13 protein-coding genes are annotated in these 15,647 nt (G+C 63.3%); 3 read left to right on the top strand and 10 right to left on the bottom strand.

Annotated features, from left to right (window positions below; translation table 11 throughout):
- Positions 1-6 precede the first annotated feature (6 nt).
- The 3 genes from gshA to BPHYT_RS02545 all read right to left on the bottom strand — a co-directional run bounded on the left by gshA (position 7) and on the right by BPHYT_RS02545 (position 3,424).
- Positions 7-1,296, bottom strand: coding sequence for a glutamate--cysteine ligase (gene gshA, locus BPHYT_RS02555; RefSeq protein ID WP_012431593.1), 1,290 nt, complete (start codon positions 1,294-1,296; stop codon positions 7-9).
- Between the two features lie 236 nt (positions 1,297-1,532).
- Positions 1,533-3,041, bottom strand: a complete 1,509-nt coding sequence (locus tag BPHYT_RS02550) for an ammonium transporter (RefSeq protein ID WP_012431592.1) — start codon at positions 3,039-3,041, stop codon at positions 1,533-1,535.
- 44 nt (positions 3,042-3,085) lie between these two features.
- A complete protein-coding gene (locus BPHYT_RS02545; RefSeq protein ID WP_006048089.1) occupies positions 3,086-3,424 on the bottom strand; it encodes a P-II family nitrogen regulator in 339 nt (112 codons plus the stop codon).
- Positions 3,425-3,839: 415 nt separating this feature from the next.
- Between BPHYT_RS02545 and BPHYT_RS02540 the strand changes: the two genes are divergently transcribed.
- Entirely contained in the window at positions 3,840-4,094 is a 255-nt protein-coding gene (locus BPHYT_RS02540; RefSeq protein WP_012431591.1) for an accessory factor UbiK family protein, read from the top strand.
- A 121-nt stretch (positions 4,095-4,215) separates the two neighbouring features.
- A complete protein-coding gene (locus BPHYT_RS02535; RefSeq protein ID WP_012431590.1) occupies positions 4,216-5,814 on the top strand; it encodes a YifB family Mg chelatase-like AAA ATPase in 1,599 nt (532 codons plus the stop codon).
- A 343-nt stretch (positions 5,815-6,157) separates the two neighbouring features.
- Here the strand turns inward: BPHYT_RS02535 and BPHYT_RS02530 are convergent, their stop codons facing one another.
- Entirely contained in the window at positions 6,158-6,706 is a 549-nt protein-coding gene (locus tag BPHYT_RS02530) for a hypothetical protein (RefSeq protein WP_085966715.1), read from the bottom strand.
- 338 nt (positions 6,707-7,044) lie between these two features.
- On the opposite strand from BPHYT_RS02530, the gene BPHYT_RS02525 reads away from it, so the two are divergent.
- Positions 7,045-7,575, top strand: coding sequence for a TlpA disulfide reductase family protein (locus tag BPHYT_RS02525; protein WP_012431588.1), 531 nt, complete (start codon positions 7,045-7,047; stop codon positions 7,573-7,575).
- A 78-nt stretch (positions 7,576-7,653) separates the two neighbouring features.
- Here the strand turns inward: BPHYT_RS02525 and BPHYT_RS02520 are convergent, their stop codons facing one another.
- The 6 genes from BPHYT_RS02520 to BPHYT_RS02495 all read right to left on the bottom strand — a co-directional run bounded on the left by BPHYT_RS02520 (position 7,654) and on the right by BPHYT_RS02495 (position 15,647).
- Positions 7,654-9,006: a sigma-54-dependent transcriptional regulator gene (locus BPHYT_RS02520; RefSeq protein ID WP_012431587.1), complete on the bottom strand. Its 1,353-nt coding sequence runs from the start codon at positions 9,004-9,006 to the stop codon at positions 7,654-7,656.
- A 17-nt stretch (positions 9,007-9,023) separates the two neighbouring features.
- Complete coding sequence (locus tag BPHYT_RS02515; RefSeq protein ID WP_012431586.1) at positions 9,024-11,024, bottom strand: sensor histidine kinase; 2,001 nt, start codon at positions 11,022-11,024, stop codon at positions 9,024-9,026.
- 55 nt (positions 11,025-11,079) lie between these two features.
- Complete coding sequence (locus tag BPHYT_RS02510) at positions 11,080-12,360, bottom strand: dicarboxylate/amino acid:cation symporter (RefSeq protein ID WP_012431585.1); 1,281 nt, start codon at positions 12,358-12,360, stop codon at positions 11,080-11,082.
- Between the two features lie 404 nt (positions 12,361-12,764).
- A complete protein-coding gene (locus BPHYT_RS02505) occupies positions 12,765-13,835 on the bottom strand; it encodes an ABC transporter ATP-binding protein (RefSeq protein WP_012431584.1) in 1,071 nt (356 codons plus the stop codon).
- Positions 13,836-13,920: 85 nt separating this feature from the next.
- On the bottom strand, positions 13,921-14,712 hold the full coding sequence (locus BPHYT_RS02500) for an ABC transporter permease (RefSeq protein WP_012431583.1): 792 nt from the start codon (positions 14,710-14,712) through the stop codon (positions 13,921-13,923).
- Complete coding sequence (locus BPHYT_RS02495) at positions 14,709-15,647, bottom strand: ABC transporter permease (protein WP_012431582.1); 939 nt, start codon at positions 15,645-15,647, stop codon at positions 14,709-14,711. The genes BPHYT_RS02500 and BPHYT_RS02495 overlap by 4 nt, the downstream gene beginning before the upstream one ends.

The following is a 15,647-nucleotide window of genomic DNA, read 5'->3' as shown; positions in this document are numbered from 1 at the left end:
GGTGGTTTAGACCTGAATCGCTTCCGGATCGGTCTTTTCCAGTTCCACCGATGCGGCCAGCAGCCCGAGCCGCGCCACCACGCCGTACATATAGAAGCGGTTCGGCGGCGCCGCGCCCGGCTTGGCGTGCGCGTCGGGCAGCGCCGTGTGCTCGAAGCCGAGCGGCACGAAGTGCATGCCCGGCGCGTTCAGATTCTGATCGCGCTCGCGGCTGCCGTGCACGCGGTAGAAGCCGCCCACCACGTAGCGGTCGATCATGTACACGACCGGCTCGGCCACTTCCTCGCCGATGCGCTCGAAGGTGTACACGCCTTCCTGCACGATCACGTCATGCACTTCCAGGCCGTCTTTGGTCGCGGCCATCTTGGCGCGTTCGCGCTTGGTGAGCGCGGCGACTTCCGACGCGTCGTGCACGGTCATCACACCCATGCCATACGTACCCGCGTCCGACTTGATCACGACATACGGTTTCTCGGAGATACCGTACTCGCGATACTTCTTGGCGATCTTCTTCAGCACGCCGTCGATCGCGTCCGTCAGCGCTTCCTCGCCGGTGCGCTCCTGGAAGTCGACGCCTTCCACATGCGCGAAGTACGGGTTGATCATCCACGGATCGATCTCGACCATCTTCGCGAACTTCTTCGCGACGTCGTCGTAGCAGGAAAAGTGCGTGGATTTGCGGCGTACGGCCCAGCCGGCATGCAGCGGCGGCAGCAAATACTGCTCGTGCAGATTTTCGAGCACGGGCGGAATGCCGCCCGACAGATCGTTATTCAGCAGAATCGAGCACGGGTCGAAATTCTTCAGGCCGAGGCGCCGCTGCGAACGCTCGAGCGGTTCGAGCACGAGTTTCTGGCCGTCGGAGAGCGCGATCGTGACCGGCCCGTTGATGGTTTCGTCGAGCGTGCCGAAACGCACGTTCAAGCCTGCCTGGCGCATGATCGCGGCCAGACGGGCAACATTCTCGAGGTAAAACGCGTTGCGCGTGTGGCGCTCGGGAATCACCAGCAGATTCTTTGCGTCCGGGCAGATTTTCTCGATCGATGCCATCGCGGCCTGCACGGCCAGCGGCAACACTTCCTGCGGCAGATTGTTGAATGCGCCGGGAAACAGATTGGTGTCGACCGGCGCGAGCTTGAAGCCCGCGTTGCGCAGGTCGACGGAACAGTAGAACGGCGGCGTGTGCTCCTGCCATTCGAGCCGGAACCAGCGTTCGATGGCGGGCGTGGCGTCGAGGATCTTCCGCTCAAGATCGAGCAGCGGGCCGTTTAACGCCGTAACTAGGTGCGGAACCATTGATCACTCGCAGACTGGAGAAAAAAGATTGTAGAGCAAATGCTTTGTCCATTTGGGGACGGTTTCTCCATTCGCAAGCGGACGCGAATGCATTCTCGCTATTGCCATGATAGGCGGGGAAAACTACCGTTTACAAGATAGCCCGCAAGAAAAAAGCCCGCCATGAAGGCGGGCCAAAATCGCTGCGCTTATTCGTAGTCCCACGAGCCCGGGAGCGCGGGCTCGCGGTGAGTTGCTTATTCGACGTGCTCGCCGTGCAGCGTCACGTCCAGACCTTCGCGTTCCTGTTCTTCGGTCACGCGCAGGCCCATCACCATGTCGATGATCTTCAGCAGGATGTAGCTCACCACACCGCTGTAGATCAGCGTCGTCAGCACGCCCTTGGCTTGCAGGATCACGCTGCCATCCGCGCCGCCGATGTCCTTCACCGCGAACACGCCGGTCAGCAGCGCACCCACGATACCGCCCACGCAGTGCACGCCGAACGCGTCGAGCGAGTCGTCGTAACCGAGCTTGTGCTTGAGCCACGTTGCCGACCAGAAGCAGATCACGCCTGCCGCAATGCCGATCACCAGCGAACCCGCCATGCCGACGAAGCCCGAAGCCGGCGTAATCGCCACCAGACCCGCCACGGCGCCCGACACGATACCGAGCACCGACGGCTTACCCTTGGTTGCCCATTCGGCGAACATCCATGCGAGTGCTGCTGCTGCGGTTGCCACTTGCGTTGCGAACATCGCGAAACCGGCACGGCCGTCTGCCGCCACCGCCGAACCCGCGTTGAAGCCGAACCAGCCCACCCACAGCATGGCGCCACCGATCAGCGTAAGCGTCAGGTTATGCGGCGCCATCGCTTCCTTGCCGTAGCCGACACGCTTGCCGAGCACCAGCGCGCAGACCAGCGCTGCGATACCGGCGTTGATGTGCACCACCGTGCCGCCCGCGAAGTCGAGGATGCCCGCGCTAGCCAGCCAGCCGGTCGGTTCCCAGACCATGTGCGCGATCGGCGAGTAGACGATGATCGACCACAGCGTCATGAATACCAGCATCGCCGAGAACTTCATACGGTCTGCAAACGCACCCGTGATGAGCGCCGGGGTGATGATCGCGAACGTCATCTGATAAACGACGTAAACCGTTTCCGGGATCGTCGGGGCGAGGTGGCTGACGGTCAGCGTCGTGGCCTTGTCGCCCTTGATGTAGTTCATGCCCGCCATGAAGAAGCGCGAGAAACCGCCGATGAACGAATTGCCCGGCGTGAAGGCGAGCGTGTAGCCCACCACGACCCAGATGATCGACACGAGGCAGGTGATCGCGAAGCTTTGCATCAGGATCGCGAGCACGCTCTTCTTGCGGACCATGCCGCCGTAGAACAGCGCCAGACCCGGAATCGTCATGAACAGCACGAGCGCGGTGGAGGTCAGCATCCAGGCGGTGTCGCCCGAATTGATCTTCGACGAATCGACCGAGAACGGCGCGGTCGGGGCAGCCGGCGCAGCGTCCGATGCTGCGGGTGCGGCGGCGGACGCGCTGGCAGCCGGTGCGGCGGACGCGTCAGCGGCCGGTGCCGAAGCCGCGGCGGCAGCGGGTGCGGCCGAAGCGTCCGGTGCCGGCGCGCTCGCCGTCGTATCGGGAGCAGCGGCCGAAGCGGCTGCGGGGGCGGAAGCGTCGTCCGCGAGGGCGGCGCCGATACCGCCCGCGAGCAGCGAACCGGCCATCAGCAAGGACATCATTAATTTGCGCATCTTTCGTTTCCTCTTGTCGCTATCTGTGTCGCTATCTTTTGGTATTACAGAGCGTCCGCGCCGGTCTCCCCGGTGCGGATCCGGATCACCTGTTCGATCGGCGTGACGAAAATCTTGCCGTCGCCGATCTTGCCCGTGCGAGCCGCGCGCTCGAGCGCCTCGATCGCCTGGTCGACGATGTCGTCCGAGACCGCGGCCTCGATCTTCACCTTCGGCAGAAAATCGACGACGTATTCAGCGCCGCGATACAGCTCCGTATGGCCTTTCTGGCGACCGAAACCTTTGACTTCCGTCACCGTGATGCCCGAGACGCCGATGGCCGACAAGGCTTCGCGCGCCTCATCGAGCTTGAACGGCTTGATGATTGCGGTAATGAGTTTCATGACATCCCTCGCTTAGTTGCGTAACCCGTTTGCGTAACCCGTTTGCTAACTCTCGTTGCGAATCCCCTGAACCGTTCGCATGGTCTCGTTCCGCTGCCGGTAAAAAAGGCGCCGGCGGTGCGCGCGGGGCAGTAACAGCAACTCGCATGCCATGTTGTGTCAGACTCCGCCCCGTGGGCGTCGCAAAAAGGGGCGCAAGCCGCCTTGGCCGGACGGCCAACGTTAGCGGGGGCACGCTGGCGCGGCGTATGGATCGTTGCTAGAGTGTTCGCAGGTCTGGAACGCATGAGCGCGCACCAAAGGGGCTCATGCGGCAACGGCACGCAGTAGGGCATGCACCAACACCGCCCATTTGCCGTTACCAGGCACAGGCGTAACGAAACATGCACATTTTTTGTGCACCAAGGGGAACACCATGAAACAACCGAACGATGTTTTTAATGACTTTCAGGCCCGCATGAGCGAGCTGTTCAAGAATTCGCCGGCCAAGGACGTCGAACGGAACGTCAAGGCCATGCTGTCGCAGGGCTTCTCGAAGCTCGACCTGGTGACGCGCGAGGAATTCGATACGCAGACCCAGGTGCTGGTCCGTACGCGCGCTCGCCTGGAAGAGCTGGAGCGCCGCGTTGCCGAACTCGAACAGAAGCTGCCGGTCACGCAAACGCCGTAACGCGTTGCTCGCGGCGTAAGCGCCGCGCAGTGCTGCACATCACAGGCAAGCGAGCCGTGACGTCATCAGCGTTTTAGGGGACTTGTGCGCGCCCTCGGCGCGCCGTCCGACGGGAGAAAACATGTCGCTTGCCGTGGTGCGCAGTCGCGCGCCGGCCTCTGGCCGCGCGCCCGAAGTAACCGTCGAGGTCCACCTCGCGAACGGATTACCCTCTTTTTCGATCGTCGGCCTGCCTGATCTGGAAGTGCGCGAAAGCCGCGAGCGCGTGCGCGCGGCGCTGCAGAACTGCAATTTCGACTTCCCGGTCCGACGCATCACCGTCAATCTCGCGCCGGCCGATCTGCCGAAGGAATCCGGCCGCTTCGATCTGCCCATCGCTTTAGGCATTCTCGCGGCGAGCGGCCAGATTCCCGCCGAGTCGTTACTGCATCGTGAATTCGCGGGCGAACTGTCGCTGACCGGTGCCCTCAGACCGATGCGCGGCGCTTTCGCCATGGCGTGCGGAACGGCGCGCAGTGCCGTCGCTCAAGGCGGCGGCGCGCTGCAATCCGCCGCAAGTGCAGGCGAGCTCGTCGCAGGGGACGCACGCGCGCACGCCACGCCTCAGCTCTACTTGCCCGCTGCGAGCGCCGCGGAAGCGGCGCTCGTCCCCGGCGTCGACGTCTACGGCGCCGCAGACCTGCCTTCGTTATGCGCTCACCTCGCGCAAGCGCCGGACGGGCGACTCTATCCAGTCGCCGCGCCGGACCTCGCGGAAAACCCGGCGGCCATTGTCCCAGATATGGGCGACGTCATCGGTCAACGCGGTGCGCGCCGGGCACTCGAAGTTGCAGCGGCCGGCGGCCATCACGTCTTGCTGGTGGGGCCGCCCGGTGCGGGCAAATCGATGCTCGCCGCCCGCCTCCCGGGCCTGCTGCCGCCCATGACCGACGACGAAGCGCTCGCCTCCGCCGCCTTGCTGTCCGCCAGCCGGGCCGGCTTCACGCCCTCGCAATGGCGCCGACGGCCGTTTCGCGCCCCGCATCATTCGTCGAGTGCCGCGGCGCTGGTCGGCGGGCGCAATCCACCGCAGCCCGGGGAAATTACGCTGGCGCATCTGGGTGTGCTTTTTCTTGACGAGCTTCCCGAGTTCGACCGCCATGTCCTGGAAACCCTGCGGGAACCGCTGGAAGCCGGCCGCATCACGATTTCACGCGCCGCTTTGCAGGCGGATTTCCCGGCTGCGTGTCAATTGATCGCCGCCATGAATCCGTGCCCCTGCGGCTGGCGCGGCGATCCCAACGGCCGCTGCCGTTGCACGCCGGAAATCGCAGCGCGCTATTTGCGCAAGCTTTCCGGCCCACTGCTCGACCGGATCGACATCCAACTCGAGGTACCCGCGCTCACGCCGGCGGAACTGTCCGCCCGCTCCATGGCGGCCGGCGAGACAAGCGCCGCCATCGCGGCGCGCGTCAGCCGCGCACGCGAGCGGCAGTTAAACCGTCAGGGCAAAACCAATCGTGAACTGGGAGGACGGGAAGTGGACGAGGTCTGCCGCCCCGACTCCGCGGGCGAAGCCTTGCTGCGTGAAGCCGGGGAACGGTTCGGCTGGTCGGCGCGCGCGTACTACCGGGTTTTGAAGGTGGCACGCAGCATCGCCGATCTCGCCGGCGCGCCCATGCCGAGCGCCGCGCAGATCGGCGAGGCGATCCAGTATCGCCGGGCTTTTGGCTCCCTATGAGGCGAAAAACATGCTGTCAAGACTTGACTTATGCACACGCACGCGTTCCAGACAGATTTTGAAACATCTGAAAGGTACGCAGTGAGCCGCATCCAAAAGGCATTGATTTGATTGAGTTTTTTTAACCGCCTCGAATGCGTGAAATCTGACAAAGTGCCCATAGAATGGGCATCTCCAGCCAGTTTGCGCGAGTTCTCAACAGAGTTATCCACAGGAAGGTTGAACAACAGGAAAACCTCAACGTAAACCGGGAATTAGCGCGCGATGCTGCGAAGGAACTTTCACTGTGCGCATTATCTCCGTCGCGCCCTATCACGCCCAAAATCGGCCAAAAATACCGCTCTCAATACAATTGGAACGACGAAAAAAATTGATCGACCTGCTCCTGCTGCATCGGCTTCGATGCAATGATCGCCGCCTGATAGACATGCCGGCCGCGCGCCACGAGCCGGGCGTAGACAGTCCGGCTCTCGTGCTGCGAACCGGCCTCGCCGCTCAGCTTCATTTCCAGGCCGAGCACCTGGCCGCCAGCAGCGAGCGGGATCTGCACGGCACGCGCGTTAGGCGCGGCGCCCACGTTACGGGCGAGGCCGGTGCGCAGGAAATCGAGCGCGGCGCGCTGCGTGGCCTCGTCGTCGTTGGGCAGCATGATCGTGCCGACCGCGAAGACGGCGTCGCCGGCTTCGGCCGTCTGCATCGCCATCTGCATCGGCGTGCCGTTGATCTGCACGGCTCGCTGATCGTTGCCCGGCTTGGCCGGCAGGTCGACGGTGTAGCCGTTGTCGTTGTTCATGATGGTCCGCCAGTCGAAAGTGGGCGAACAGGCGCTCAGCGCGACGCCTAGCGTCAGCGCGCAAGCCAGCGCGCTCAAGGCTGCACGCGCCCTCGACAATGGCTGGGCGGCGCCGGTTGACCGGTCGCCGGCCACGACCGGGCGCGGCCCGTGGTTAAAAAAATGGCCCGCGAAGCGGCTGGCAGAAGCAAGACGGGACGGAATTCGAACGAGAAAGCGACTAACGCGGCTAACGCGGCCAACGCGGAAAACAGTTCGAGACATGGGGGCAGAAGACCAGACTGACGAGAACGTAGACCCCCTATTATCCGCTGCCGGCCCGCGTCCTGCCGCGCCGCCGGAATGGGGCTACAATAGCGGGGCTGTTCAGCACCGGGCTGAAAACCCAAACCGACGCACTGTCCCGCGCGTTCCGCGCGACTCCTGAGGTTCCGTTCATGAGCTCCACGCCGTCCACCGCCACCCGGCGCGCGAATCCGCTTCGCTACATCATCATTGCCGCCGTGGCCGTCGCGATCGCCATCGCCGGATATTTCGCATTTGCCGGCCAGCAGCGCGTGCCGGATGCGACCTTCACGTTGCTGTCCGGCCAGAAAGTTTCGACCGCCGACCTGAAAGGCAAGGTCTATCTGGTCAACTTCTGGGCGACGAGCTGCGACACCTGCATGAAGGAAATGCCGCAGATGGTCCAGACCTATAACCGCTTCAAAGGCCAAGGCCTCGAATTCGTCGCCGTGGCCATGAATTACGACGCGCCCATGTACGTGGCCAACTACACGCAAACCCGCCAGTTGCCGTTCAAGGTCGCAATGGACGACGGCTCGGCCGCCAAGCAGTTCGGCAACGTCCAGCTCACGCCGACCACGTTCCTGGTCGACAAGGACGGCAAGATTCTCAAGCGCTATGTAGGCGAACCGCAATTCGCGGAACTCGACCAGTTGCTGGAAAAGGCGCTGAAACCGGCCTGAGCGAGCAGCGCAGCCCGATCCGATTCAACTGAATCAAAAACGCCGGCCTCGCATCGCGACGCCGGCGTTTTCATTTCCTCACCGCTCCCCTTCTCCCTTCGCGGCAAGCCCGTAGCGCTTGATCTTCTCGTAAAGCGTCGCCTTACCGAGTTGCAGCTTGTCCGCCGCGACCGCCACAACGCCTCCGGTCTGCTCCAACGCTTCCGCGATCACCGCCCGCTCGAATTGTTCGACTCGCTCCTTCAACGGCTGCGTGGCCGCGCCGTCGTCGCCGAAAGACATCACCGGATCGTCCGCAATGCCGAGCACGAAGCGGTCGGCGGCGTTGCGCAGCTCGCGCACGTTGCCCGGCCAGTCGCGCTGCATCAGGCCGGCGCGTTGACGGTCGGTGAGGATCGGCGCGGGGCGTTGATAGCGCACCGCCGCGTCCAGCAGGAAGTGTTCGAAGAGCGGCACGATGTCCTCGCGACGTTCACCCAACGGCGGCAGTGCGATCGTCACCACGTTCAGCCGGTACAACAGATCGCGCCGGAACGAACCGTCCGCGACGTGTTCGGCCATATCGCCCTTGGCAGCGGCGACCACGCGGCAATTCACGCGAATCGGCTGATTCGAGCCGAGCCGTTCCAGCACGCCGTCCTGCAGCACACGCAGTAGCTTGACCTGCAAGGCGAGCGGCATGCTCTCGATTTCATCCAGAAACAGCGTGCCGCCCGACGCATGTTCGAGCTTGCCGACGCGGCGTTTCGCGGCCCCCGTAAAAGCACCCGGCTCGTAGCCGAACATTTCCGACTCGAACATCGGCTCCGGCAGCGCGCCGCAGTTCACCGCGATAAACGGCTTGTCACGCCGCGGCGACAACTCATGCAAACTGCGCGCGATCAACTCCTTGCCCGCGCCAGTGTCGCCGTTGATCAGCACGGAGGCGTCGGTGGGCGCGACATTGGCGATCAGCCGACGCACCTGTTCGATGGCCGGACTCCTGCCGATGATCCGCGGCGCCACCGAGTTCTGTTCCGCCAACTCACGGCGCAGCGCGAGGTTCTCCAGCACCAGCTTGCGGCGCTCCAACGCGCGCCGCACGGTTTCGATCAAACGTTCGGACGCGAAAGGCTTTTCGATGAAGTCGTACGCGCCATCGCGCATCGCCTGGACGGCCATTGAAATATCGCCGTGTCCCGTGACCAGAATCACCGGCACGTCGGGCGCACGCTCGTGGCATTGAGCGAGCAGGTCGAGGCCGCTCGCGCCCGGCAAGCGAATGTCGCTGACGATCACGCCGGAGAAGTCCGCGCTGATGGTCTTTGCCGCGGATTCCACCGAGGCATGGCCGATCACGTCGAAGCCCGCCAGTTGCAGGCTCTGCACGCTGGCGCGCCGCACCAGTTCGTCGTCTTCGATATACAGCACCTGCAGGCCGTGGTTCAGCATGGCGATTTCCGAATGATTCAGGAGCCCGTGGTCAGCGGGTCCGTTGTGTGGCTCGTCTGCACGCGCGCGCGGCGCAGCGTCAACACGAATAATGCTCCGCCGTCCGGCGCGTTGCGCGCCACCAGCGAGCCGCCGCAATCGCGCGCGATCGACGACGATATCGCGAGCCCCAGCCCCAACCCCTGGCCCATTTCCTTGGTGGTAAAGAACGGCTCGAACAAACGCGGCAGGACGTCGTCGGCAATGCCGGGACCGTTGTCGCTCACGACGAACGACAGGTTCGCATCGGCGACTTCGATCTCGATCGAAATGCGCGGCGGATGCAAGTCGGCGGTCGCATCGAGCGCGTTGCCGAGCAGGTTGATCAACACCTGTTCGAGCCGCAGATCGTCGCAGTGCGCGACAAGTTCGGGATGGTCGTCGGCGAGACTGAGCGGCGTGCGCGTGCCGCTGTCCGCATCGAGCAAAGTGATGTCGACCTCGACGCCCTGCAAGCGCTTTTGCAATAGCGCGACCACGTTGCGCAACGCCCGCACGATCGGCGCCCGCGCGTTGCGTGGCCGCGCGCGTCCGACGAACAGTTTCAACTGATTGGTGATCTTGCCCATGCGCTCGGTGAGCGCGGCGATCGCTTCGAGATTCTCGCGCGCCGACGCCTGATCGCCGCGTTCGAGCAGCACGCGCGTGTTGTCCGAAAAACCGCGCAACGCGGCGAGCGGCTGATTCAATTCATGCGTGATACCGGCGGCCATCTGACCGAGCGCTGCGAGCTTACTCGCCTGGATCAGTTCGTCGTGCGCGGCGCGCAACTCCTGCTCGGCGCGTGTACGTTCGGCCACTTCCTTCTGCAACTGTTCGTTCGCCTGCGAGAGATCCGCGGTGCGCTCGGCGACCCGCCGGTTCAGTTCAGCGTAGGCTTTTTGCAGCAGCGCGCGGCTGCGCATCACTTCGCGCACGCGAGCCCGGCGCATTCTCCAGTAGAACGCGAGCAACACGAGCGACACATAGCCGAAGGCGGTGACGATGGTCGCCTTGCGCGCATCGGCGTCGACCGGATCGACGGGCGACATGGTGATCAGATGCCAGTCCGGCTCGCCCATGCCGCGCCGCGACGCCAGATAACGCGGCGCATAACGGCCGCCGCCGATGCGCACGATCTGCGCGTTGCCTTCGAGCGTGCGTTCGATCGACACCGGCAGCGGCGCGATCGGCTGCTGTGCGTATTGGCGCGCCTGATAGATCGAATCGGCGACCGGCCCCGACAGCGGCCGGATCGTGTGGTACTTCCAGGCGGGTACCGACGACAGAAAGATCACGCCGTGGTCGTCGGTGACGACGAGCGGCTCGGACGCATCCACGCCCTGGAACCATTCGAGATCGAGCTTGACCACCGCCACGCCGACGATCTTGCCCTCGCGCCGCACCGGCTGCGAGATGTAGTAGCCCGGCGCCTGCGAGATCGTTCCGATACCGAAGAAACGGCCCACGCCGCCTTTGACCGCATCGACGAAATACGGCCGGAACAGATAGCCCGCGCCGATGAAGCTGCCCGGTCCGCGCCAATTGCTCGCGGCGACGCAAAAGCCGTCGAGCGGAATGATGTAGGTGACCGTGGCGCGCGCGTGGCGGTTCAGGTCATCGAGATACAGGTTGGCGCGCTGGACATTGGCCGGCGTGGGATCGACCAGCGCGTCCTGCACGATCGGATGTTCCGCCAGCAGATAAGGCAGCGATTCGTAGCGTTCGAGCGTGCTCTTCAGCGCGCTGGTCGTACGATCGACGCGCACCGCGGCGTTGCGCCGCAAATGGTCGATGCCGCTTTGCCACGCGAGGCTGTAAGTGAGCCCGCACGCCACCACGAGCCCGGCGACGAGCGCGAAGAGGATCAGCAGGCGTCGCGTCACGTTGGCAATATCCGATCGGTGAGGATCGTTTATTGTGGCATAAGGCGATGCGTCGTCGGCGTCAGCTTCGTCGGCCGACGACGTGAGGGTTGGGCGCGCGGACACCGGTTTCATGGCTGGTGTCCGCGGCCGCGAGCGTTACGTTAGAAGGCGTTGCCGATTGCGCGGCTCAAACGCCGGCCGGCTCTTTGATCGGCACATCGCCACGCAACGCCGCGTTCAGCTTGTTGCGGTCCAGTTCCTTTTCCCATGCCGACACCACCACCGTCGCCACGCCGTTGCCGACGATGTTCGTCAGCGCGCGGCATTCGCTCATGAAGCGGTCGATACCGAGAATCAGCACCATGCCCGACAGCGGAATGGTCGGCACCACGGCCAGGGTTGCGGCCAGCGTGATGAAGCCCGCGCCGGTCACACCGCTCGCACCCTTCGAGGTCAGCATCGTCACCGCCAGCAGCGTGAGCTGTTGCGTCCACGTCAAGTCCGTGTTGGTGGCTTGCGCGATGAACAGCACGGCCATCGTCATGTAGATGTTGGTGCCGTCGAGGTTGAACGAATAACCGGTCGGCACCACGAGGCCCACTACCGAACGCGAGCAGCCGAGCTTTTCGAGCTTCAGCATGAGTTGTGGCAGCGCGGCTTCGGACGAGCTCGTGCCGAGCACGATCAGCATCTCTTCCTTAATGTACGCCACGAAGCGCAGGATGTTGAAACCCACCGCGCGCGCGATGATGCCGAGCACGACCACCACGAACACGATCGACGTCAGATAGAACGTGCCGATCAGTTTGAGCATCGGCAGCAGCGAGCCGATACCGTACTTGCCGATCGTGAAGGCCATCGCGCCGAACGCGCCGATCGGCGCGAGCTTCGTGATGATCCGCACAATGCCGAACAGGACATGCGAGAGCCCGTCGATAAAGCTCGTCACAACCTTGCCTTTTTCACCAGCCGTGGCGAGCACCGCGCCGAACAGCAGCGCGATCAGCAGAATCTGCAGGATTTCACCCTGCGCGAATGCCGACACGAGCGTGTCCGGGATCAGGTGCATCAGGAAGTCGACCGTGGTCTGCCCGTGCGCTTTCGCGGCGTACGAGGCGACGGCCTTGCCGTCGAGCGTGGCCGGATCGATATTGAAGCCGACACCCGGTTTCAGCACGTGCGTGGCGATCAGACCGAGCACCAGCGCAAAGGTCGAAACGATTTCAAAGTACAGCAGCGCCTTGCCGCCTACGCGCCCGACCTTCTTCATGTCCTCCATGCCGGCGATGCCCGTCACCACCGTGCAGAAGATGATCGGCCCGATCACCATTTTGATCAGCTTGATGAAGCCGTCGCCGAGCGGCTTCATGTCGACGGCGAGATTCGGGTAGAAATGCCCGAGCGCGATGCCGATGATGATCGCCACGATCACCTGGACGTACAGCACTTTATGGATAGGTTTCTTCACGATGGTTCCTGCGATGTGGATGAGCTCAATGGCCTGCCACGCTGCGCATCATGCGAACGAATAGTCGTCACGCCTGTGCACGGCATTAGGCCGCGACAAGGGACGAATTCAGAAATACCGGGAAGGGAAATCGGACATCGTTGTCTCCTTGCTGTAGTTGTCGGACCGTTGCGGCCGCGTACTCTATTTTGCAAGGTCGATGCCAGCTTGATGTCTGGATTGAGGCCTTGATTCTTATAGGTTTTCTGGCGATCCAGCCTACACGCCGTCCGGGATTCTGGAAATCCGGACAAAGCCTGTCGGGGAATCCGGAATCCATTGGGACGGCGGCCTCGGGATAACCCGTAGGGCTTTCTACGGCGTGCCTGGCCAGGCGGCAAGCGCGCCTTCCAGCTTGCTGGTCTCTAAACGCTGCCCTCTTCCAGCACCAGCAGATTCTCGTGCGAGAAACCGAGCGACACCGGCTGCCCGCGTTCGGGCAAACCGCGATTCGGATCGTTGAATACGTCGAGAGAAATCACGGCGTCTTTCACGCGGGTTCTGATGCGCACCACCGCGCCGAGGAAATTCACTTCTTCGACGGTGGCGTTCAGCGTGTTGCGGCCGGGCGCGGCCGGCTCCAGCACGATCGCTTCGGGCCGCAGCGCGAGCAGGCGCTTCTTGCCCGCATCGTCCGACGGCAGTTCTTGTGTCGTGGTCAGTTCCTGGCCGTCCACCACCATCCTGCCGGTCGCCGGATCCACCACATGCCCGGCCAGAATATTCAGCGTGCCGACGAACGACGCGACGAAGCGTGTGCGCGGAAAGTTGTAGATCTCCGAGGGCGAGCCGATCTGTTCGACGCGGCCCTCGTTCATCACGACGATGCGGTCGGAAATCGACAGCGCCTCTTCCTGATCGTGCGTGACGAAAATCGACGTGATGCCGAGTTCGCGCTGCAATGCGCGAATGTCCTGGCGCAACGAGATACGGATCTTGGCGTCGAGTGCGGAGAGCGGTTCGTCGAGCAGCAACACCTGCGGCTTGCCGGCGAGCGCGCGCGCGAGCGCCACGCGCTGCTGCTGGCCGCCCGACAATTGCCACGGATAGCGCCCGCCCAGATGCGGCAGCTTGATCAGTTGCAGCATCTCGTCGACGCGGCTGTTGATCTCCGCCTGCGGCCGATGCGTGATCTTCAGCCCGAAACCGATGTTCTCGGCCACCGTCATGTTCGGAAAAAGCGCATACGACTGGAACACCATGCCGACCTTGCGCTGCCGCGTGCGAAGGTGGGTCACGTCCTTATTGTCGAGCCGGATGATGCCGCGCGTCGGCGTTTCAAAGCCGGCGATCATGCGCAGCACCGTCGTCTTGCCGCAACCGGACGGCCCGAGAAAAGTAATGAACTCGCCGCGCTCGATCTTCATGTCGAAGTGATGCAGCGCAATGTTCGCCCCGAAGGACTTATGCAGATTTTCGATCTCAAGGAATGCCATGATTCGCTGCCTCAGTCCGTCAAACTCGTTGGATCAATCTCGTTGGTCACGCTCATTGCTCACACTCGTTGCTCACACTCATTGCTCACACTTTCTGGCCGCTCATCGCGCGGGCCGAGCCGAATACCTGAATCAGCCCCATCGACGCCCACGTGATCACGAACGCGATGATCGCGAGCGCCGACGGCTCGTACGCGCGGTTCGCACCGATCAACTGCAGATACGGACCGAACGCCGGACGGTCGAGCAGACTCGCCAGCGTGAACTCGCCGATCACCACCGCGAAGGTGAGGAACGCGCCGGACAGAATGCCCGAGCGGATATTCGGGAAGATCACCTTGAACAGAATCGTCGGCCAGTTCGCACCGAGACACTCGGCGGCTTCGGTGAGCGAACGCACATCGACTGCACGCAGACCGGCATCGACGGCGCGGTACATGTACGGCAGCGAGAGCGTCACGTAGCCGAATACCAGCAGCAGATCGGTGGCGCGCTCGTTGCCGGTGAGCGGCAGAATCGAACTGCTGTTATAGATGCGCAGATAACCGAACACGATCACGATAGCGGGCACCACCAGCGGCAGCAGCGTGATGAATTCGACCACCGGCCGCAGCTTCGGCAAACGCAGTTGCACCCAGTAAGCGGTCGGCACCACCAGCAGCACGCCGACCACGATCGTCAGCAGCGCCATCAGAATCGAGTAGCCGAACGAGGCCTGAAAGCGCGGATCGCCGAGCACGACGCTGTACGCTTCGAAACTGTAGATCCCGCGCTTCATACGCAGGCTGAACTCGAACGTCGCGATCAACGGAATGAGGAAGTACAGCGAACCGACGATCATCGCAGTCCACGCACCCACGCGCGATTGGCTTTTCATCGACGCCCCCTTTCAGCGCGCGAACGCAGCCAGATGTAGCCGCCATTCGAAAGCCCGGTAACGAGCACCATGCCGAGCGCGAGCGCATAGCCGAGGTTCTGGTTGTGCATCACGTCGCCGCGAATCTGCGCGTACAACAGGATCGTGACGATATTCAGCGAACTGCCGGTCAGCGCGTAGGCCGTGGCTACCGCGCCGAACGAATTGGCAAACAGCAGCAGCGCCGCGCCGAGCACGCTCGGCCACAGCACCGGCAGCGCGACGTAGCGCCAGTATTGATACGCGGTGCCGCCGAGGCAGTCGCAGGCCTCGCGCCATTCGCGCTTCAGGCCGTCGAGCGCGGGCGTGACGATCAGCACCATCAACGGAATCTGGAAATACAGATAGGTCAGCGTCAAGCCGGAAAAGCTCAGGACGCTAAAGCCGGTCGAGTAAAGATTGAAGCCCAGGTATTTTTTTAGCAGCACGGTGACAAGTCCGACTCGCCCCAACGTGCAGATGAAAGCGAACGCGAGCGGCACGCCGGCAAAGTTCGACGCGACGCCCGAAAACGTCATCAAGGTCGGACGAATCCAGCCGGGCAGTTTGCCCTGCACCGCCGCCCATGCGAGCAGCGAACCGATCACCGCGCCGCCGAGCGAAGACGCCGCGCTCACCTTGAAGCTGATCCAGTACGCGTCCATGACGGTTGGCTGGAGCAGGTCGCGGAAATTGGCGAGCGTGAAGTGGCCTTGCGGGTCCTGGAAGGCGCCGACCATCAGGAAGCCAGTCGGCAGAATCAGGAACAGCAGCGCGAACGTAAAGAACGGCACCACGCCGATCCAGGCGAGTAACTGCGACGCGCGACCCGGACCGTCGACGCGAGGCGTTGGGGTAGGCACAGGCGGAACCAGCAATTCCGGCTGCACCGACCCGGCATCCGATGAAGCGCTCAT

This window comes from Paraburkholderia phytofirmans PsJN (assembly GCF_000020125.1).
Taxonomy (GTDB): domain Bacteria; phylum Pseudomonadota; class Gammaproteobacteria; order Burkholderiales; family Burkholderiaceae; genus Paraburkholderia; species Paraburkholderia phytofirmans.
This window is presented reverse-complemented; position numbering and strand designations above follow the sequence as displayed.

Bases quoted from the DNA above. Each gene is read 5' to 3' on its own strand.
- gshA (WP_012431593.1), bottom strand. From the start codon at position 1,296: ATGGTTCCGCACCTAGTTACGGCGTTAAACGGCCCGCTGCTCGATCTT.
- BPHYT_RS02550 (WP_012431592.1), bottom strand. From the start codon at position 3,041: ATGCGCAAATTAATGATGTCCTTGCTGATGGCCGGTTCGCTGCTCGCG.
- BPHYT_RS02545 (WP_006048089.1), bottom strand. From the start codon at position 3,424: ATGAAACTCATTACCGCAATCATCAAGCCGTTCAAGCTCGATGAGGCG.
- BPHYT_RS02540 (WP_012431591.1), top strand. From the start codon at position 3,840: ATGAAACAACCGAACGATGTTTTTAATGACTTTCAGGCCCGCATGAGC.
- BPHYT_RS02535 (WP_012431590.1), top strand. From the start codon at position 4,216: ATGTCGCTTGCCGTGGTGCGCAGTCGCGCGCCGGCCTCTGGCCGCGCG.
- BPHYT_RS02525 (WP_012431588.1), top strand. From the start codon at position 7,045: ATGAGCTCCACGCCGTCCACCGCCACCCGGCGCGCGAATCCGCTTCGC.
- BPHYT_RS02520 (WP_012431587.1), bottom strand. From the start codon at position 9,006: ATGCTGAACCACGGCCTGCAGGTGCTGTATATCGAAGACGACGAACTG.
- BPHYT_RS02515 (WP_012431586.1), bottom strand. From the start codon at position 11,024: ATGAAACCGGTGTCCGCGCGCCCAACCCTCACGTCGTCGGCCGACGAA.
- BPHYT_RS02505 (WP_012431584.1), bottom strand. From the start codon at position 13,835: ATGGCATTCCTTGAGATCGAAAATCTGCATAAGTCCTTCGGGGCGAAC.
- BPHYT_RS02500 (WP_012431583.1), bottom strand. From the start codon at position 14,712: ATGAAAAGCCAATCGCGCGTGGGTGCGTGGACTGCGATGATCGTCGGT.
- BPHYT_RS02495 (WP_012431582.1), bottom strand. From the start codon at position 15,647: ATGAGCGCTTCATCGGATGCCGGGTCGGTGCAGCCGGAATTGCTGGTT.